This window comes from Exiguobacterium sp. s91, assembly GCF_018618915.1.
Classification (GTDB): domain Bacteria; phylum Bacillota; class Bacilli; order Exiguobacteriales; family Exiguobacteriaceae; genus Exiguobacterium_A; species Exiguobacterium_A abrahamii.
Genome location: NZ_JACSMZ010000001.1, coordinates 986,353 through 1,005,113, shown reverse-complemented (window position 1 = coordinate 1,005,113; position 18,761 = coordinate 986,353). Strand labels below are relative to the sequence as shown.

Below are 18,761 nucleotides of genomic sequence, written 5' to 3'. Positions count from 1 at the left end.
TTGCTTACTCAGATTGGTCGGATTGAAGTTTCTTTAAATCATCATAGAACGTTGGGTAGCTGACTTCAACTACTTCGCGTCCATGAACCATAATTTCTGGATTGATCGTCGCCGCGATCGTCAACATCATCGCGAGCCGGTGATCACCTGCACTGTCGACTTCCGCTGCTTGCAGAGGTGTCGGTCCTTCGATGATCATGCCGTCATCCGTTGCCTCGATGTTCGCTCCAAGACGCTGTAATGCCGTCACGACGGTCTCGATCCGATCCGTTTCCTTGACACGAAGCTCTTGTGCATCACGAATGATTGTTCGTCCTTCAGCTTGCGTCGCAAGCAAAGCGAGTAACGGAATCTCATCAATCAAGGATGGAATCTGATCACCTTCGACCGTGATTGCTTGTAACGATGTCGTCTCGACGGTCACATCTGCCGTCTCCTCTCCACCGTCTTCTGAACGATGATTGATTTCGACACTTGCACCCATCTGGCGTAACGTCTGTAAAAAACCAATCCGTGTCGGATTCATCAAGACGTGGGTCGTCGTGATGCGACTATCCTGCCCGATTGCTGCTGCCGTCCACCAAAACGCTGCTGACGATGGATCGCCTGGAATGTCGAGTGACGTTGCTTGTAAGCGTACAGGACCTTGAACACGAATGTGCCGACCATCCTCACGTTCATCGATCGCTACGTCAACACCGAACTGCGGCAACATCCGTTCCGTATGGTCGCGTGACAGGATCGGCTCGATGACTGTCGTCTCACCCGTCGCATGCAGACCTGCGAGCAACACGGCACTTTTCACTTGTGCACTTGCGACTGGCAACGTATACGTCGTTCCGACAAGCGGCGTTCCTGTGATGTGAAGCGGCGCCGTCTCACCTGTGATGTTCGCTCCGAATAAGGCAAGCGGTTCCGTGATCCGTTTCATCGGACGTCTACGCAAGGAAGCGTCGCCATCGAGTGCATACGTCGCTTGACCGCCTGCTAGGATACCGCTCAAGAGACGAATCGTCGTCCCCGAGTTTCCGCAATCGATCGTTGCTTCTTGGAATGTATCCGTTCCGGTGATCCGAATTTCCTCTGGTGTTCGATCGATCTGTGCACCGAGCGCCTGCATCGCTTCTAGTGAAGCAAGACAATCGGCCCCTTCAAGTGCGTTTCTGACACGTGTCGTTCCCTCGGCGATTCCGCCGAACAGGAAAGCACGGTGCGTCATTGATTTATCGCCAGGTACTTGTACTGTTCCTCTTAAGCCCATTCTAGACACCTCACTGTTTGATTGAATGCTTGACGCAATCGTTCTTCGCTGATCGCTTCTAAAATGAAGCGCCCTTCTTTTTCAAGGACGAATCGAATCGTTGCTTGGTGGTTCTTCTTGTCGCGACGCATCAGTTCAAGGTATGTCTTAAACGATTGTCGATCCGGTAATTCCGTTCCAAGACGATGGAGCAATTGCCCAAGCTGCTTCGCCTGTTCGTCATTTCCTTCCAAGAACTTGACGAAGACGAGTCCGATCCCTACTGCCTCGCCATGCGCAAGACCAGGACTCGCATATTCAACGGCATGACCGAATGTATGTCCATAGTTCAAAAAGGCACGCATCCCTTGCTCCGTCTCATCTTGTTCGACGATATCCCGTTTCACATTGATCCCCCGTGCGAGCCAGTCTTCCAAATCGAGTCCTTTGACAGCATCCAGCGAAATATCGAGTAACGAATCCGCAAATGATGGTCGCGCAAGGAACCCATGCTTGACTAACTCAAAGAAGCCACTTCGCCATTCCCGGTCTGGTAATGTCTGAAGGAGCATTAAATCATACACGACACCACTTGGCTGATAAAATGCACCGACTAAGTTTTTACCGAGGGAGAGGTTGAGACCAACCTTTCCACCAACACTTGAATCGTGCGCTAACAGTGTCGTCGGAATTTGAATGAACGGGATGCCGCGCAAAAAGGTTGCCGCGACGAATCCCGCTAAATCACCAATCATTCCACCGCCAAACGCAAGGATCAGGCTATGACGTGTCATCCCATACCGAACCCCTTCTTCGAGTAGAGCGCCATAAACGGCAAGCGACTTACTGTGCTCCCCAGGCGCAACAGTGCTGATATGAACGTCGATCGACGGCGATGCATCCGCTAACGCATCCTGCAATCGATCCATCTGCAAGTGATGTACCGTTTCATCCGTGATGACCCAGATGCGGTCCGCCTCGTTCAGCGCTGAAAGATGCGATAACCGGGCTAATGCCCCATTTCCGATAAGTACTGGATATGACGTGTTCAACCGGATATCAAATTCGATCAAAACGTCCGAACCTCCTCTTTATAAGCGGCGACGGCAGCCTGAAGACGATCGAGTGTCGATGTCCCGAACATTTCAAGGATAGCGACCGCAATCTCAAATGCGACGACGGCTTCTAGAACAACCGATGCGGCTGGAACGGCACAGGCATCACTTCGCTCGATTTGTGCCGTGAATGCTTCCTTCGTCTCGATATCGACTGATTGCAGTGGACGATAGAGCGTCGGAATCGGCTTCATCGCAATTTGGACGCGAATCGGCATGCCTGTCGACATCCCGCCTTCGATTCCGCCTAGATGGTTCGTCCGCCGATGATAGCCGGATGCATCATGAACGATTTCATCTTGGACGGTACTCCCCTTGCGACGACCAAGTTCATATCCGTCACCAAAACCGACTGATTTCATCGCATTGACGCTAATGACAGCTTGTGCAATCCGGCTGTCGAGCTTTAGATCGTTTTGGGTGAAGGACCCGACGCCTGGCATCATGCCTGTCACGACGACTTCGATTTCACCGCCGAGTGTATCCCCTTCTTTTTTGGCCGCATCAATTTCCTCCATCATCCGTTTTCCTGCTTGTTCGTCAGCACATCGAACGGGTGAAGCGTCAATCGTTTCCTTATGTTCGACGGGATCCTTCCACGGTGCATCGATGCCACCGATCGACCGTACGTGCGAGAACACTTCAATCCCGAGTTCATTCAGTAATTGTTTAGCGAAGGCGCCGACGGCAACACGTGCTGCCGTCTCACGAGCGGAAGAACGTTCTAGTACATCGCGTAAATCGCGATGACCGTACTTCAATCCACCAACGAGATCCGCATGTCCAGGACGTGGACGCGTCAACGTCCGCGGGCGCTCCAACTGTTCTTCGAGCGGTTCCGCTTGCATGACTTGTGTCCAGTGCGTATGATCCTTATTCTCGATGAACAAACTGATTGGTGATCCCGTCGTATATCCATGACGAATCCCACCACGTGCATCAATTTGATCCTGTTCGATTTGCATGCGTCGTCCGCGTCCGTATCCGCCTTGGCGACGTGTCATTTCACGCTGGATGGCTTCGAAATCAATCGTGAGTCCTGCTGGCATCCCATCGATGATGACGGTCAACCCTTTTCCGTGTGATTCTCCTGCTGTCATGTAACGCATTCGCTTCATCCCTTCCTGTTTAACCGATTTTTTCGTAAAAGAAGCTCTGTTTCATCTTTAATCCAAACCGTTCGGGCTGGAAAATTTGTTCCGTTCCACCAACGAATAGGATTCCGCCTGGCTTTAAGGCCTCGACGAACGAACGATAGACGTGCGCTTTCGCTTCTTCTGTAAAATAAATCAGCACGTTGCGGCAGATGATTAAATCAAACCCTGTATCGTACCGGTCTCCTAACAGATTATGTTTACTGAAACGAACGAGTCGTTTGATTTCTGGAACGACTTCGAACGTTTGCTCTTGCTCGATGAAATATTTCTTTTTACGCGCTTCGACGACTTCATTTAATGCAGAAGCTCCATATCGACCAAGCTTGGCTTTTTCAAGAACGAGTTCATCCAAATCCGTTGCTTGAATCGTAAAGGCGGATGGATCGAGCCGTTCACTTAAAATCATCGCGAGAGAGTATGGTTCTTCTCCGGTCGAACAAGCTGCGCTCCACGTCCGGATTCGTCCATGTGCTCGCGACTCTAGGATCGGTAAAATATCTTGTTCCAATTGTTGCCAACGAATCGGATTACGGAAAAATTCACTGACATTGATCGTCATCCGGTCTAAAAACTCGTCGTATAACGATGTGTCCTTATCCATTGCCTGCATATAAGAAGCAAATGTACTATATCCTTTTTTGTCACGTAACGCCGTCAATCGCCGCTTCATCTGTGCTTCTTTATACTGACCGAGATCAATCCCTGATTTGGTCTTGAATCGTTGAATAAAAAGTTCATAATCTTCCAATTGGCACACCTCGCTCACTCTCGATATCGAATGGTCATTTCCATGACCGGTTCAACTTATTTTCTATAGTAGCATAAAGCTATAGGCATTCCAAAAAGCAATTAGACAATTGGGTCATTCCGTTTTACAAGAACACGACAAAAGGGATTCGATCAAATCGAATCCCTTCCCCGTTGTCTTTCTATTCATGTATTACGCGTTGACTGGTTGTCCTTGAAACCAGAGGGCAAGCTCACGCTCCGCACTCTCGACACTATCCGAACCATGGATGACGTTCTCGCTCATCGTGTTCGCGAAATCACCACGGATCGTTCCAGGTGCTGCTTCAAGTGGTTTTGTTTTCCCAATCATCAAACGCGAGACGGCGACGACGTCTGTACCCTCGACACGAAGTGCAACGACAGGACCCGATGTGAGGAAAGTGACCAACTCTCCAAAGAACGGTTTCTCCGCATGCTCTTCGTAATGTGCTTTTGCTAGCTCTTCTGTGACGTTCATCATTTTCATTTCACGAATGATGAATCCTTTGCGTTCGATCCGTCCAATGATTTCCCCAATCAATCCACGTTCTACGCCATCCGGTTTGACCATCAAAAATGTCTGTTCCATCTCTAGTTCCCCCTATGAAATGCTTTTAGAAAAGCGCTTACATAGTCAGTTTACTGGCTTTTGAGAAGAACAGCAAGAAATTTTTGACAATCTTTATCCTTTTCGTTTTCCAACGTAGCGTGCGACTTCTTCAAGCGATCGTTTAGCAGAAGATTTAGGTAATGGTTCGAGACGTTTGATGGCACGATGGATATAATGATCGACTGTTTGTTGCGTTCGTTCAAGAGCTCCCGAAGTTTGAAGAAACGATAATAAGGGTGCGACTTCTTCATGTGTTGGCATACTCTCGATTTTTGAAAGACGTTCATAAAAGACAGCATCTTCTGCACCATAAAAGACAGGTAACGTTTTGTGTCCATGACGCAAATCCTCTGCTACGGGCTTACCAAGTTCTGTGCGATTCGCTGTGAAATCAAGCAAATCGTCAGCAATTTGAAAAGCAAGTCCGATATCTCGTCCAAACAACCGTAACGCTTTCGTATCGGCTGCAGAACAGTTCGCAACAATTGCACCCAGGTGACAACTCGCTTCGATGAGAATAGCTGTTTTTCGTTCAATCCGTTTGATGTAGCGTTTAATTGATTGTTCCCAATCATATTGGTCATAGATTTGTTCAATCTCACCCTCGCAAATTTCACGCATCGTATGGACCATTACTTGGACAAGTTCCGGCTTTCCGACTTCACCAATCAATCGAATCGCCTCTCCAAACAGATAGTTCCCGGAATACAGTGCTACTTCTTCATCAAAGTATTGCATGACAGTCGGTTTCCCTCGTCGTAGTTCCGCGTCATCAATGACATCGTCATGAACGAGTGATGCCATATGGACGAGCTCAAGACTGGCCGCCACACGAATCAGCTCATCCCGATCTGCTTCACCGAATTTAGACGCTAACAATACGAATGCCGGTCGAATCCGTTTTCCACCAGCCTTCAACAGTTGCTTTCCAGCCGCATCGATCGTTGGTTCCTCAGAAGCGATATGACTGATCAGAAAACGATCGACTAAATTAACTTCCTTCGTGACATCACGGTATATGGAATGCAGTGACATCTCACCACTTCTTCCCAAGGTGCATCGCAGCAGCCCCACCCGCGAATGACTTGACTTCCACTTGCATGAAGCCTGCCTGTTCGAAGAGTTGTTTCAGTTCGACGCGGTCGAGGAACACTTCCGTCGATTCTTGTAGCCAGTTGTATTGATCGTATGATTTCGCAAGCAATCGCCCGACTTGTGGCATGATTTTTCCGAAATACAATGAATATGCTTCGCGGAAAATCGGTGCCGTCGGTTGACTCGTCTCGAGACAGACGACCGTTCCACCTGGTTTTAAGACACGATGCATCTCTTTGATGACCTGTAGATAATCCGGTACGTTTCGTAGACCAAAACCAATCGTCACATAATCGAACGAGTTATCACCGAACGGTAGATCCATCGCATTTCCGTGAATCAATTCGATGTTTTTCATATCGAGCGCTTCTACCTTCTCCACGCCGACTCTTAGCATGTTTTCTGAAAAATCAAGTCCTTTGATGACACCTGTCGGACCGGCTGCTTTCGCTAGTTGAATCGTCCAGTCCGCTGTCCCACAACAAAGATCGAGACATTTAGCGCCCGGGAAGACTTGCATCCGGCGCATCGTCTCGCGTCTCCATAGTTTATGCAGTCGGAAGCTGATGACTGAATTCATTTGATCATAGTTCGTTGATATCGATTGAAACACTTCATATACTTTTTTTTCTTTATCTTTTGCCTGCACACCGCTCACCCTTTCCAAGATCTCATGCTACCGCCATCTGCTCGAGATGCGATAACAGTAATTTCTGTGCGACCAGATCCAATTGTTCTGCCTGTTGTTGAATGATCTGTCGCCCCTGTCGTGTCAGCCATTCTCGTTTCGTGATTGCCGCGAGTCCTTGCATTAATCCGAACTCTGCTGTTAACCATAAGAGAACCCGTTCTTCCGTCGATGCATAATTCATTTCGTGAAGGGCACACTTTGCCTCGTTGACCCGTTGAATCGTCCGTCCGAGTGAAACGAGAATCTCTTTTGGTAACCCAGCTAGCTGTTCGAAAAAGTAGCTCGAGAATAAATCCCCTGCTAATACAAGCAACTGTCGCTCCTTCGAACCGCGTAGCGTTTCATTGACACGCTCATGCAGACGTAGCGCTACTTGTGCGAAATGAATCGCTTTGACGAGTGCTTCCGTATCCAGCGTGTCATGTTGAGCGACATCAATCAACCAACTGATCTGTTCACGATCGATGGAAGGGAAATCCACATGTCGAGCCAATCGTGTCGTTTGTTTAGTGGTGAGTGCAGTGATGATTTCATCCACGCGCAGCTCATGTTGTTCCATGCTTTTACCCCCCGATCTCCAGTGCCATCTCGTTGATGGACGTTCTTCTTTTTTAATATACCATAATCGGCGGGCTTTCACGCTTCTGAATGTCCACAAAAAAGCCGCCCGAGAAAATCTCGGGCGACTATGTAGCCGGATTACTTCACAGCATCTTTCAATGCTTTACCTGGTTTGAAGGCAGGTACTTTGCTTGCTGGAATCTCGATATCTTCTTTCGTACGTGGGTTGCGACCTTTACGGGCTGCACGCTCACGGACTTCGAAGTTACCAAATCCAATCAATTGGACTTTCTCTCCAGACTGAAGTGTCTCAGTGATCGATTCGAATGTTGATTCAACAACTTTCGTCACGTCTTTTTTTGTAAGACCTGATTTTTCGACGACTGCTTGAATGAGTTCAGTTTTGTTCATTACTTTCACCCCCTCCCAATCACTTCTTCGAGGGTAATCATACCCCATAAACGTTGCTATTACAACATTTTCGTGTAAATAACGTTCAATTTTCAGATTCTTCGCTCGATTCCTCTGAAAACACAGGTTCGCCTTTTTCGTTTATCGTGTAGCTTTGAGAATAGGCAGGAACAAAAGGTTGATCTTCATAGAGCAAATACCGAATATCCTGACCGACTTTCGGCTTTTTCTTCGCAGTTTGAACAGCTTTCTTCAACTCAGGTAAATAGTTGATGAAGAGGCGTCCTTGACCATCGACATAGATCGACAACTTTTCATCTGAATACGGACTTGGGACAGTCGGTTCTTTTTTGATGAATAGTTTTTTATAGTCAAGCGTAAACTGGTTTTTTCCGAACGATCCTTTAAACGGATACTTTTCGTTCTTCTTCCGATACGCATCAATCCGAACTTGGAGCTTCTGTAACTCTTCTGCAACAAGTAAATCCATCAACTTAACAGTCGGTTTCGTGTCGACATCGACTAACAGATAGATGAATGTTCCGCCACCTTCAAAACTGTTCGATGGTGGATCACTCATATAACGCGGAATGAGCCGCCCTAATTCGATTTGATAACGCTCCATGAGCGGAGTATCTGCTTCCATCGTCTTGATGGGCAAAACACCCGTGTCTTTTTGATACGCATCGACAGCATCCTGTACGGTACGCAACTGTTGCGGATACGGTACGCGGTTCGACGGTTTCTGACTGTCTGGAAACAGACAACCCGATAACAACGTCACCGGAATGAGCATGAGGATCACGAACCACTTCTTCATGCGCTTGGCCCCGCCATGACGATGAATACCATGATGATCGACGCAACGATGAAACATACGAATGCCAAAGTCGATACGAGAACCTGCCATATCCCCTTCAACTTCGTCCGACTGACCGTGACCAGCAAGACACTGATCGCAAAGAGTCCAATGCCAGCGAACGAGATCCACATTTTTATTAATCCTGGACTCAAGGTTTCCACCCCACTCCGTTAATCTTTCGTCGTGAAGAGATGCTCGATCTCATTTTTCTGTGGTCGTTGCATCAACTTTTTGACTTCTTCTTCCGGTGTATGACCGTCAAAGAGAACATGGTAGAGGGCGGAAGTGATTGGGAGTTCACACTGTTTCGTCTCCGCCAAATCATATGCCGCTTGAGTCGCGCGAACACCTTCGACGACCATTCCCATGTTTTCTAGCACCGTCTCTAATTTTTCACCGCGACCGATGGCATTCCCCGCACGCCAATTTCGACTATGAACCGATGTACAAGTAACGATCAAGTCACCCATTCCTGTCAATCCAGTGAACGTCATCGGGTTAGCTCCAAGCATCGTACCGAGACGTGCGATTTCGACCATTCCACGCGTAATCAATGCTGCTTTGGCATTGTCCCCGTAACCGAGACCATCCGTCATACCTGCGGCAAGCGCAATGATATTTTTGAGCGCCCCACCGAGCTCAGCTCCAATGATATCCGCATTCAGATAGACGCGGAAGTTTTCATTCGTAAACAGCTCCTGCACACGACCAGCCTCTTCTAAATCATCCGATGCGATGGTCACTGTCGTTGGTTTACGTAACGCGACCTCTTCGGCATGCGATGGACCCGTCAAGACACAAACCGCTTTGCGTTTCGCAGGATCGACCTCTGCTTCGATTAATTCTGACAACCGAAGATGGGTCTTTGGCTCGATTCCTTTTGACGCATGAATCAGAACGACTGGTTCCGTCAACAATTCATTCAATTGTCGGGAAACCGAACGAATCGCAGAGGACGGTGTGACGATCAAGATATGTGTTGCGCCTTCAACCGCCACTTTAAGATCCGTCGTCGCCTTCAATGATTGTGGTAACATGACACCCGGCAAAAATTGCGCGTTTTCATGATGTTCATTGATGCGGTCGACAGTTGTTTGTTCACGACCGTAAAGCATGACTTCCTGATCATTATCGGCTAGGACGAGCGAGAGCGCCGTTCCCCAGCTTCCCGCTCCGATGACAGCGATTTTGGTCATACTGACTCACCCCATTATTGTTTTTGACGAGCTAAAATCCGGATTGGTGTACCTGTAAAATCAAATGCTTCCCGAATCCGATTCTCAAGATATCGTTTATAAGAGAAGTGCAGCAATTCTGGATCATTGACGAACAAGACGAACGTTGGCGGACGTGAGGCGACTTGAGTCGCGTAGTTGATCCGAAGACGAACGCCTTTATCCGTCGGCGCTGGGTTCATCGCGACAGCGTCAACGATGACATCGTTCAAGACGCTTGTCTGAATCCGTTGTGCATGGCTGTGCGCTGCTTGTTGAATGACCGGTAACAACGTCTGCAAACGACGTTTTGTTTTCGCTGAGACGAAGACGATTGGTGCATAGTCAAGGAAACGGAATTCTTCCCGAATCTCTTCTTGCATCTTTTTCATCGTCTTATCATCTTTTTCGACAGCATCCCATTTATTGACGACAATGATGACCGCGCGACCTGCTTCGTGAGCATATCCCGCCACTTTTTTATCTTGCTCGATGATGCCTTCTTCGCCATCAAGCACGACACAGACGACATCTGCCCGTTCGATTGCTTTTTGAGCACGCATGACGCTGAAACGTTCTGTTGATTCATAGACTTTCCCGCGTTTTCGCATCCCGGCCGTATCGATGATGACGTATTCTTGCTCATCTCGCGTAAACGGTGTATCGATCGCATCGCGTGTAGTACCAGCGATGTTTGAAACGATGACACGTTCTTCACCGAGAATCGAGTTCGTCATACTTGATTTCCCGACGTTCGGACGACCAATCAAGGCAAACTTGATCGTGCTTTCGTCATATTCTAATTCTTCTTTATCTGGTGCGAGTTCAAGGACACGGTCGAGTAAGTCACCTAGACCAAGACCATGTGTACCAGAAATCGGGAACAAGTCTCCGAATCCAAGGGAGTAAAATTCATACATTAAATCACGCATTTCAAAGTTATCGACTTTGTTGACAGCTACGACGACTGGTTTGTTCGAACGGAATAACATGTTCGCGACTTCCTCATCCGCTGCTGTGATTCCTTCGCGTCCGTTCACCATGAAAATGATGACATCCGCTTCATCAATGGCGAGCTCCGCCTGATGACGCATCATTTGAAGTAGGGGCTCATCCCCGACTTCGATTCCACCTGTATCAATCAAATGAAAATGACGATTCAGCCATTCTCCAGTTCCGTAAATACGGTCGCGGGTAACGCCTGGCTTGTCTTCTACGATTGAAACCCGATCTCCAATCACCCGGTTAAAAATCGTCGACTTTCCGATATTTGGGCGACCTACGATCGCCACGACTGGAATTGCCATCCCAACACCTTCTTTCTCTTCTCTCGCTTCATAGCCGTTCTATTGTATCAAATCAAACTGTCATATACCATAACAAACCGCATATAAAAAGCGGACACGCTTGTGTCCGCTTTGTGTCATTGCTTATTCTTTCTTATCAGAATCGTCCTCAGTCAAGTCAGCGACCGAGAATCCTTCTGATTGATTCGTATAATCCGAATAATCGTCAGCGGATGATTCTTCCTCTTCAAGGACACGTGTTGATAGCGAAATCTTATGCTCATCAAGACGTACTTCAAGCACCTTCGCCTCGATTTCCTGTCCTTCTTCGAGTACTTCCGAAGGTGAACCGATGTGACGGTTCGCGATTTGCGAAATGTGCAAAAGTCCTTCTACTTGCGGCGCAAGTTCGATGAAAGCACCGAATTGGACGAGACGGCGTACACGTCCTTTGACGATATCGCCAGCTTCGATCTTCCCTTCCATCTGTTGCCATGGACCAGGTTGTGTTTCCTTGATCGATAACTTGACCTTTTCCGTATCACGGTCGACACCAAGTACTTTGACTTCGACTTTTTGACCTTCCGTGACGATATCCGAAGGACGTTCGACACGGTGGTGTGCCATCTCCGAAATATGAACGAGACCGTCAACGCCACCGATATCAACGAAAGCACCAAAGTCCGTTAAACGTTGGACTGTACCTTCGAGGATTTGACCTACTTCTAAATTTTCGAGTGTCTCTTTTTTCTTCGCGTTCAATTCGCCTTCAACGACGGCTTTGTGCGAGAGAATGACACGGTTCTTCTCTTGATCGAGTTCAACGACCTTGACTTCGATCGAACGACCAATGTAATCCGAGAAATCCTCGACATAATGCCGTTCGACGAGTGACGCCGGAATGAATCCGCGGACACCGATATCAACGACGAGTCCACCTTTGACGATGTCTTTGACGACAACTTCAAAGATCTCACCTGATTTATACTTCTCTTCTACTTGCTCCCACGCTTTGAGCGCGTCGATTTCTCGTTTCGAGACGACGACCTCTTCATCCGTGATTTTCTTGACCTTCACTTGTAGTTCATCTCCGACGTTCAGCACGCCGCGAATATCATCGAGATGAAGACTCGATACTTCGCTGATCGGTAAGATGGCTTCTGTTTTATATCCGATATCAATGAGTGCTTGCTTGTCTTCAATTTTCACGACCATTCCGGTAACTACCTGGTCCCGATGAATTTCAAAATCAGGCATATCTTTCATTTCTTCGACCATTCCAAAACAACCTCCTCACGATGAGTACAAGAAACGCCTGACATATGTCAATGCGTTTATCCTGCTTCTAACTTCTTACAATTCTGACTATTTGTCAAGGTATTAAGCGTGATTGAAGTAGACGGATTTGATTTCGTCCATGATTCGGTCAGAAATCGATTTCGCTGCGCCGCGTTGGTCACGTAAATCCGAAATATCAACCGGTTTTCCGATCGCAACGTGCATCCGTTTGAACGGACGGTATGATCCGATGATGGCAATCGGTAAAATCTGCGCATTCGATCGTAAGGCAAAGAACCCGACCCCTGGTTGTGCTGCTGTAAATTCACCTGGCGCAGAACGCGTTCCTTCTGGGAAAATACCGACCGTCTCATCTGAATTCAATAGTTCAATCGTCCGTTTCAAGGCTTGACGATCTCCTTGACCGCGACCGACAGGGTATGTTCCTGCCGCAATCATTAATTGTTTTAAGGCAGGAACTTTGAACAGTTCTTCTTTTGCCATGTAACGTACCGCACGTTTTGGCGGAATCGCACTGACGAGGAAGACCGGGTCCCAGTTCGAACTGTGATTGGCACAGACGAGTAAGGAACCGTCTTTTGGAATGTTCTCCTGCCCCGTCACTTTCACTCGAAAGACTGTTTTGGCAATGACCCAAACGACGAACCGCGCAATCCGGTAAACGGTATCTTGACGTTTCATTTTAAAACACCTTCCGTTAGTTCCATCAAACGGACGACGACATCATCAATCGTCATCTCTGTCGTATCGAGATAAAGCGCATCGTCAGCTTGGCGCAATGGTGAGACTTCACGCTCACTGTCTCGTTTATCACGTAACGCGATCTCTTCTTGAAGAATCGTGATGTCACTGTCCATCCCACGCGCGATATTTTCGCGGTGTCTTCGAGCTGCACGCTCTTCCACAGTTGCCGTCAAAAAGACTTTTAATTCTGCATCCGGCAATACGACTGTGCCGATATCACGTCCATCCATGACGATCCCACCGCGTTCAGCTAATTTCCGCTGTGCCGTGACGAGCGCAGCCCGAACTTCTTTTTGGCGAGCGACGAACGAGACATTATTCGTGATTTCGATCGAGCGAATCGCATCCGTCACTTCGCGATCACCAATAAAGACACGTTGCCCGTTTTCACCTGGTGTTAAACGAATATCAAGCGATTTCATCAATTCGCCGAGCACTTCACCATTGTTGAGGTCAAGCGATTGTTCTAGTGCTGCCAGTGTGACGGCCCGGTACATCGCTCCTGTATCGATATATACATAGTCAAGGCGCGCTGCCAATTGTTTTGCGATCGTACTTTTTCCAGCACCCGCTGGTCCATCTAAAGCGATTTGAATCTTTTTCATCATCCATCCAATCCTTCCATCTTCCCTATGATTGATAGGGATTCATTCTTCCGAACGTTATCATAGCAAAAAAATGCGGTTAGGTGAATGGATTCATGCCCCTTCTTGAACTTTTCATTTGCATTTGATAACAGTGACGCAATACAAGTTCACGACTTCTGTCGGGAATCATCGTAAATTGAAATGCTAATTCATATCGTTCTTCGCGCCGATCAACTCGGACGAGTTCAGCGATGACATCTAACGTACTCGATATGCCCTCACTTGTAGGCAAAATGAATGTCATTTCCACCTCTTCCTCTTTTTGAACCGGTAATTGATCCGACAAGATCATCATCCCTCCAGCCGATAGATCGAGCGTCACCGTTGTAAACGGCTCGAACTGCGTTTTATGAGGGTGTACAGCAACATCGAGTATTTGCGGTACTCGGACGAACTGACGTCGTTGGATGCGTTCGATTTGATCATCCTTCGGTCGTTTCAAAGCATATCGTTGACCGCGAAGTGGATCATTTTGTCGTTCAACGACGACCGTATCAAATCCAAATAATTTGCCCTTCTCCTTAAAGAAATAAAATGAAACTTCTTCTTGCTCTGACAAGATGAATGTTTTGAGTGTCGCGACCTCACTCGGTGCTTCAATCCAAATCAATCGATTCGTCACAGCCGTCACCTTTGAGCGACCTTGTCGATCCTCACTATTCGAAAGCATTACCAAATCCCCGATTTCCATCATACTACTTCGCTCCTACTCTCTATTCGATGCCATCTGAATGTTGTTTTTTTCGTTTAAATCGCCGATTTAAACGATTGGCACCTCGTACTTGAAATAATCCAATCGTCCATAGGATGACCATGAAGACGATCGGCAAAAAAGATATACCACCATTTTCCAATATTAACAAATTAAATAAGATATGCGCAAATACCGGAAGCGCAATCGAGAGCGACAACCAGCGATAAGGATGAGGCGAGAATTTCGCCATCCCCATGAAGAATCCCATGATGACCGCAAACAAAGCATGACCAGATACGGGTAAGAGTGCCCGAAACAGCATATGTTCGACTGTTCCATTCACCATCAGATATAAGATATTCTCAAGCGTTGCGAACCCAAGTGAACAGGCTACCGCATAGATGATCCCGTCGTAATAATCATTAAACCGTTGATGGATATAGACCGTATAAAAGACGACAAACCATTTGGCGAATTCTTCCGTAACAGCTGTTCGAATCAACTGCACCTCTTCACGCCCACCAAATTCGGTCTGGACGATATAGTCGATGAACATCAAGGGAAAGACGAGTAAAATACCGAAAATGAAACTTCGAAGGATATAGCCGACTGGCTCCGATTCATGTTCGTGACGTAGATAAAAATAAGTTAGGAGTGCGATGCCTGGGGCAACTCCGGAGAAAACGATTTGAACCACGCTTCCTCTCCCCCCTTTCTTCCTCATTTATAAGAATAAAGGTTTCTTGGAAAAAAGAAAACGTCCTCGTTGTTTCAAGAGGGAAAAAGGTTACAATATGGGAGAACGAATCGAATCCGTCATAGAAAGTAGGTGAAGGTCTTCTGTCTGTAGACAAGGACCCTTTAGCATGAAATCATTATTACTCATTCATACGGGTGGAACGATCGCAATGGCACAGGATCATTCTGGTCATGTCTTACCAAACGATATCAATCCACTCGACGCTTCACTCCCGCGTGCAACAGATATTGCCAACATTACGACGCGTCACTTCGCAAACTTACCTTCTCCGCATATGACACCTGACATCATGTTGCGTCTAGCCCATTTCATCGAGAGTGAGCTCAAGAAGGAACATTACGACGGCGTCGTCATCACTCACGGAACGGACACACTGGAAGAGACGGCTTATTTCTTACATTTGACGCTTGGTGCACCTGTTCCGATCGTTTTGACAGGAGCCATGCGTTCTTCTAATGAGGTCGGATCCGATGGTGAGTTTAATCTGATTACGGCACTTCGTGTCGCTGTCAGTGAAGCTGCGCACGGAAAAGGTGTCCTCGTCGTCTTCAACGGGGAAATCCATTCGGCATTCAACGTCACAAAAACGCACACGTCATCCGTCGATACATTCAAATCCGTTCATTTCGGAAATCTTGGGATGGTAACGAAGGATCATGTCTACTTATTCAATACACCGCTCTTGAAACAAACACATATGGTGACTTCGCTCTCAAAACGGGTCGCCGTTCTTAAAGTCTATGCCGGTATGGAACCCGACCTATTACTTGCTGTGAAACAACTCGGTTATGATGGACTCGTCCTTGAAGTCCTCGGTCAAGGAAATGTACCACCAAGTATCGTGGATGCCATCGCTGAATTGATTACCGTCATGCCGATCGTCATCGTCAGCCGTTGCTTCAACGGAATCGTTCAAGACGTCTACGGATATACGGGTGGTGGACAACAATTAAAAGAACTCGGCGTCATTTTCTCGAATGGACTGAATTCACAAAAAGCGCGGCTTAAACTGATGGTCGAACTCGAAATCGATGCTTCACAACTAGAACTCGAAGAATCATTCCGCGTTGAATAAATGAAAAAAACCTCTTGATCCGGAAATTCATCTTCCAAATCAAGAGGTTTTGTTTAGGCTTGTATCGATGCACCACGTAGCCGTTCAACGAGATGGTTAGCAATGTTTGCACCGTGAAAACGTCCATTTTCAATAAATATTTTATTGGCATCATATCCTGCTGCGACGACACCTGCGATGTAGATGCCCGGGACATTCGATTCCATCGTCTCTTCGTCGTGACTTGGAATACCTGTTTTACGATCAATCGTAATGCCTGTGTCAGCGAACAATCCGACATCGGGTGTGTAACCTGTCATCGCAAAAACAAAATCAGCACGGACGGTCTGTTTATCTCCATCTATTTGATAAACCACCTCTTGCTCCGTAATTTCTTCGATTGACGCTCCAAAAATCATCTTGACCTTTTCCGAACGAACGAGAGATTCGAAGTTCGGCAACACCCATGGTTTGATGGATGGACTATACTCCGGTCCACGGTAAAGGACGGTCACACGTGCTCCCGCTTTTTCAAGTTCAATCGCTGCATCAACGCTCGAATTTTTCCCACCGATAACGACGACATCTTGATCAAAATACGGATGTCCTTCCGTAAAGTAGTGCGAGACATGAGGTAATTCCTCTCCAGGAACATCCATTCGGTTCGGTAAACCATAATAACCTGTCGCAAGCACGACGGAGCGAGCTTCTCGGCTTCTTTTTTCCCCGGAACGCTCCGAGTGGATGATAAAATGATCCGCTTGACGTTCAATCCGCTCGACCGTCTCAAACGGACGAATCGTCAATTGTTTTCGTTTGACGACTTCTCGATAATAGACGAGCGCGTCGAGACGTCGCGGTTTTAATTCTTTATTGATGAACGGTACACCACCAATTTCTAACTTCTCACTACTTGAAAAGAACGTTTGATGCGTCGGATAACGATAAATCGCTTCGACGATATTTCCCTTTTCGAGCACTTCGACGTCTAGTCCCCGATCTTGCATTTCGATCGCTGCCGATAACCCACACGGTCCTGCACCGATTACGATACAATCTAACATTCGAATATCTCCTCTTCCGGTTGCTTTTTTTATATCTTAGCAAATCTCTACCATAGACGAAAGAAATTGCAATGCAAAACGCCCGCTCTTCGCAAAGAAGAAGCGGACGTTCATTATCATATTAGACCCAACCACGGAAACGAGATGCTTCCGCCATCTTCCGGACACCTACCATATAAGCGGCAAGTCGCATGTCGACATTACGCGTCTGCGCTGTCTGATAGACTTGGTTGAACGAGTTCACGAGTACTTTTTCAAGTTTCTCGTGTACTTCCTCTTCCGTCCAGTAATACCCTTGGTTGTTTTGGACCCATTCGAAGTAAGAAACCGTTACGCCACCACTCGAAGCAAGAACATCCGGAACGATCAGGATGTCACGTTCAGCGAGAATTTTCGTCGCCTCGTTCGTCGTCGGACCGTTAGCCGCTTCAACGACGATCGCTGCTTTGATATCGTGCGCATTGTCTTCTGTGATTTGATTCTCGATTGCTGCCGGAACAAGAATATCACATTCAAGTTCAAGCAATTCTTTATTCGAGATCGTATTTTTGAACAATGTCGTCACGGTACCGAACGAGTCACGACGGTCGAGTAGGTATGGAATATCGAGACCGTTTGGATCATGGAGTGCTCCGTACGCATCGCTGATCGCGATGACTTTTGCACCTAAATCATACATGAATTTCGATAAGAAACTTCCGGCGTTGCCGAATCCTTGAACGACGACACGTGCGCCTTCGAGCGAGATACCCTTTTTAGCAGCCGCTTCCCGAATCATGATTGCGACACCTTTCGCCGTCGCTGTCTCACGCCCGTGTGAGCCACCGAGGACGAGCGGTTTCCCTGTAATGAAACCAGGTGAGTTGAATTCATCGATTCGACTGTATTCATCCATCATCCATGCCATGATTTGCGAGTTCGTGAAGACGTCAGGTGCTGGAATATCCTTCGTCGGTCCAACGATTTGACTGATAGCACGGACATATCCACGGCTGAGACGTTCGATTTCACGGAAGCTCATCTCACGTGGATCACAGATGATTCCGCCTTTACCGCCGCCGTATGGTAAGTCAACGATACCTGCCTTCAGACTCATCCAGACGGATAATGCTTTGACTTCAACTTCCGTCACGTTCGGGTGGAAGCGAATTCCACCTTTCGTTGGTCCAACGGCATCGTTATGTTGCGCACGATATCCTGTGAAGATTTTCGTCGAACCATCATCCATCCGTACCGGAATCCGGACTGTCAACATCCGGAGTGGTTCTTTAAGTAATTCGTACATCTCGTCTGGATAACCAAGTTTCCCTAGTGCCTCCTTGACGATTTCTTGTGTCGCTTCCAGTACGTTCTTGCGGTGATTCGCATGTTGTTGGTCAGTGATCATTCCAACGTTCCTCCCCATAAGTGGCATCCCCTATGCCGTTTCCTTGTTCGGATAAAGTATACTCTTTTCTCGAACGTAATGAAAGGGGTTACGCCTATATTT

Annotated in this window: 21 protein-coding genes; 1 reads left to right on the top strand and 20 read right to left on the bottom strand. The window is 47.4% G+C overall.

Annotated elements, in window-relative coordinates:
- Positions 1–4: 4 nt before the first annotated feature.
- The 18 genes from aroA to prsW all read right to left on the bottom strand — a co-directional run bounded on the left by aroA (position 5) and on the right by prsW (position 15,091).
- Positions 5–1,261: a 3-phosphoshikimate 1-carboxyvinyltransferase gene (gene aroA, locus KNQ06_RS04995; protein ID WP_214723554.1), complete on the bottom strand. Its 1,257-nt coding sequence runs from the start codon at positions 1,259–1,261 to the stop codon at positions 5–7.
- Positions 1,252–2,313, bottom strand: a complete 1,062-nt coding sequence (gene aroB / locus KNQ06_RS04990) for a 3-dehydroquinate synthase (RefSeq protein ID WP_214770646.1) — start codon at positions 2,311–2,313, stop codon at positions 1,252–1,254. The genes aroA and aroB overlap by 10 nt, the downstream gene beginning before the upstream one ends.
- Positions 2,310–3,464 carry a chorismate synthase gene (gene aroC / locus KNQ06_RS04985; RefSeq protein ID WP_215147452.1) on the bottom strand — a complete coding sequence of 385 codons (1,155 nt, stop codon included), beginning with the start codon at positions 3,462–3,464 and terminating at the stop codon, positions 2,310–2,312. The genes aroB and aroC overlap by 4 nt, the downstream gene beginning before the upstream one ends.
- A 19-nt stretch (positions 3,465–3,483) precedes the next feature.
- Entirely contained in the window at positions 3,484–4,260 is a 777-nt protein-coding gene (locus tag KNQ06_RS04980; RefSeq protein WP_023468638.1) for a CheR family methyltransferase, read from the bottom strand.
- Positions 4,261–4,452: 192 nt separating this feature from the next.
- Complete coding sequence (ndk, locus tag KNQ06_RS04975) at positions 4,453–4,869, bottom strand: nucleoside-diphosphate kinase (protein WP_058704890.1); 417 nt, start codon at positions 4,867–4,869, stop codon at positions 4,453–4,455.
- A 93-nt stretch (positions 4,870–4,962) separates the two neighbouring features.
- Positions 4,963–5,925, bottom strand: coding sequence for a polyprenyl synthetase family protein (locus KNQ06_RS04970; RefSeq protein WP_023468640.1), 963 nt, complete (start codon positions 5,923–5,925; stop codon positions 4,963–4,965).
- Position 5,926: 1 nt separating this feature from the next.
- Positions 5,927–6,634, bottom strand: coding sequence for a demethylmenaquinone methyltransferase (locus tag KNQ06_RS04965; protein WP_215147450.1), 708 nt, complete (start codon positions 6,632–6,634; stop codon positions 5,927–5,929).
- A gap of 22 nt (positions 6,635–6,656) precedes the next feature.
- Positions 6,657–7,235 (bottom strand): heptaprenyl diphosphate synthase component 1, encoded by a 579-nt coding sequence (locus tag KNQ06_RS04960; protein WP_023468642.1) that lies wholly within the window; start codon positions 7,233–7,235, stop codon positions 6,657–6,659.
- A 140-nt stretch (positions 7,236–7,375) separates the two neighbouring features.
- The gene (locus KNQ06_RS04955) at positions 7,376–7,648 is read right to left on the bottom strand and encodes an HU family DNA-binding protein (protein ID WP_012370671.1); all 273 of its coding nucleotides are present in this window, start codon (positions 7,646–7,648) and stop codon (positions 7,376–7,378) included.
- Positions 7,649–7,733: 85 nt separating this feature from the next.
- Positions 7,734–8,468 carry a hypothetical protein gene (locus KNQ06_RS04950; protein ID WP_029342012.1) on the bottom strand — a complete coding sequence of 245 codons (735 nt, stop codon included), beginning with the start codon at positions 8,466–8,468 and terminating at the stop codon, positions 7,734–7,736.
- Positions 8,465–8,641: a DUF2768 domain-containing protein gene (locus KNQ06_RS04945; protein WP_034786022.1), complete on the bottom strand. Its 177-nt coding sequence runs from the start codon at positions 8,639–8,641 to the stop codon at positions 8,465–8,467. Before KNQ06_RS04945 ends, KNQ06_RS04950 begins: the two co-directional genes overlap by 4 nt.
- A 39-nt stretch (positions 8,642–8,680) precedes the next feature.
- A complete protein-coding gene (locus tag KNQ06_RS04940; protein ID WP_058704888.1) occupies positions 8,681–9,706 on the bottom strand; it encodes an NAD(P)H-dependent glycerol-3-phosphate dehydrogenase in 1,026 nt (341 codons plus the stop codon).
- A 14-nt stretch (positions 9,707–9,720) separates the two neighbouring features.
- Positions 9,721–11,031 (bottom strand): ribosome biogenesis GTPase Der, encoded by a 1,311-nt coding sequence (gene der, locus KNQ06_RS04935; protein WP_029342014.1) that lies wholly within the window; start codon positions 11,029–11,031, stop codon positions 9,721–9,723.
- 123 nt (positions 11,032–11,154) lie between these two features.
- Positions 11,155–12,288: a 30S ribosomal protein S1 gene (gene rpsA, locus KNQ06_RS04930; protein ID WP_050677442.1), complete on the bottom strand. Its 1,134-nt coding sequence runs from the start codon at positions 12,286–12,288 to the stop codon at positions 11,155–11,157.
- A 102-nt stretch (positions 12,289–12,390) separates the two neighbouring features.
- Positions 12,391–12,990 carry a lysophospholipid acyltransferase family protein gene (locus KNQ06_RS04925; RefSeq protein WP_214723560.1) on the bottom strand — a complete coding sequence of 200 codons (600 nt, stop codon included), beginning with the start codon at positions 12,988–12,990 and terminating at the stop codon, positions 12,391–12,393.
- On the bottom strand, positions 12,987–13,661 hold the full coding sequence (cmk, locus tag KNQ06_RS04920; RefSeq protein WP_214723562.1) for a (d)CMP kinase: 675 nt from the start codon (positions 13,659–13,661) through the stop codon (positions 12,987–12,989). The genes KNQ06_RS04925 and cmk overlap by 4 nt, the downstream gene beginning before the upstream one ends.
- Positions 13,662–13,737: 76 nt before the next feature.
- A complete protein-coding gene (locus KNQ06_RS04915; RefSeq protein ID WP_214723564.1) occupies positions 13,738–14,394 on the bottom strand; it encodes a flagellar brake protein in 657 nt (218 codons plus the stop codon).
- A gap of 19 nt (positions 14,395–14,413) precedes the next feature.
- Complete coding sequence (gene prsW / locus KNQ06_RS04910; protein ID WP_023468651.1) at positions 14,414–15,091, bottom strand: glutamic-type intramembrane protease PrsW; 678 nt, start codon at positions 15,089–15,091, stop codon at positions 14,414–14,416.
- Between the two features lie 169 nt (positions 15,092–15,260).
- On the opposite strand from prsW, the gene KNQ06_RS04905 reads away from it, so the two are divergent.
- Entirely contained in the window at positions 15,261–16,229 is a 969-nt protein-coding gene (locus KNQ06_RS04905; RefSeq protein WP_214723566.1) for an asparaginase, read from the top strand.
- A 53-nt stretch (positions 16,230–16,282) separates the two neighbouring features.
- Here the strand turns inward: KNQ06_RS04905 and KNQ06_RS04900 are convergent, their stop codons facing one another.
- Entirely contained in the window at positions 16,283–17,272 is a 990-nt protein-coding gene (locus tag KNQ06_RS04900) for a YpdA family putative bacillithiol disulfide reductase (RefSeq protein ID WP_214723568.1), read from the bottom strand.
- Between the two features lie 121 nt (positions 17,273–17,393).
- Positions 17,394–18,659: a Glu/Leu/Phe/Val family dehydrogenase gene (locus KNQ06_RS04895; RefSeq protein ID WP_023468654.1), complete on the bottom strand. Its 1,266-nt coding sequence runs from the start codon at positions 18,657–18,659 to the stop codon at positions 17,394–17,396.
- Between the last annotated feature and the right edge of the window lie 102 nt (positions 18,660–18,761).

Bases quoted from the DNA above. Each gene is read 5' to 3' on its own strand.
- aroA (WP_214723554.1), bottom strand. From the start codon at position 1,261: ATGGGCTTAAGAGGAACAGTACAAGTACCTGGCGATAAATCAATGACG.
- aroC (WP_215147452.1), bottom strand. From the start codon at position 3,464: ATGCGTTACATGACAGCAGGAGAATCACACGGAAAAGGGTTGACCGTC.
- ndk (WP_058704890.1), bottom strand. From the start codon at position 4,869: ATGGAACAGACATTTTTGATGGTCAAACCGGATGGCGTAGAACGTGGA.
- KNQ06_RS04970 (WP_023468640.1), bottom strand. From the start codon at position 5,925: ATGTCACTGCATTCCATATACCGTGATGTCACGAAGGAAGTTAATTTA.
- KNQ06_RS04960 (WP_023468642.1), bottom strand. From the start codon at position 7,235: ATGGAACAACATGAGCTGCGCGTGGATGAAATCATCACTGCACTCACC.
- KNQ06_RS04955 (WP_012370671.1), bottom strand. From the start codon at position 7,648: ATGAACAAAACTGAACTCATTCAAGCAGTCGTCGAAAAATCAGGTCTT.
- KNQ06_RS04950 (WP_029342012.1), bottom strand. From the start codon at position 8,468: ATGAAGAAGTGGTTCGTGATCCTCATGCTCATTCCGGTGACGTTGTTA.
- KNQ06_RS04945 (WP_034786022.1), bottom strand. From the start codon at position 8,641: ATGTGGATCTCGTTCGCTGGCATTGGACTCTTTGCGATCAGTGTCTTG.
- KNQ06_RS04940 (WP_058704888.1), bottom strand. From the start codon at position 9,706: ATGACCAAAATCGCTGTCATCGGAGCGGGAAGCTGGGGAACGGCGCTC.
- der (WP_029342014.1), bottom strand. From the start codon at position 11,031: ATGGCAATTCCAGTCGTGGCGATCGTAGGTCGCCCAAATATCGGAAAG.
- rpsA (WP_050677442.1), bottom strand. From the start codon at position 12,288: ATGGTCGAAGAAATGAAAGATATGCCTGATTTTGAAATTCATCGGGAC.
- KNQ06_RS04925 (WP_214723560.1), bottom strand. From the start codon at position 12,990: ATGAAACGTCAAGATACCGTTTACCGGATTGCGCGGTTCGTCGTTTGG.
- cmk (WP_214723562.1), bottom strand. From the start codon at position 13,661: ATGATGAAAAAGATTCAAATCGCTTTAGATGGACCAGCGGGTGCTGGA.
- KNQ06_RS04915 (WP_214723564.1), bottom strand. From the start codon at position 14,394: ATGATGGAAATCGGGGATTTGGTAATGCTTTCGAATAGTGAGGATCGA.
- KNQ06_RS04905 (WP_214723566.1), top strand. From the start codon at position 15,261: ATGAAATCATTATTACTCATTCATACGGGTGGAACGATCGCAATGGCA.
- KNQ06_RS04900 (WP_214723568.1), bottom strand. From the start codon at position 17,272: ATGTTAGATTGTATCGTAATCGGTGCAGGACCGTGTGGGTTATCGGCA.
- KNQ06_RS04895 (WP_023468654.1), bottom strand. From the start codon at position 18,659: ATGATCACTGACCAACAACATGCGAATCACCGCAAGAACGTACTGGAA.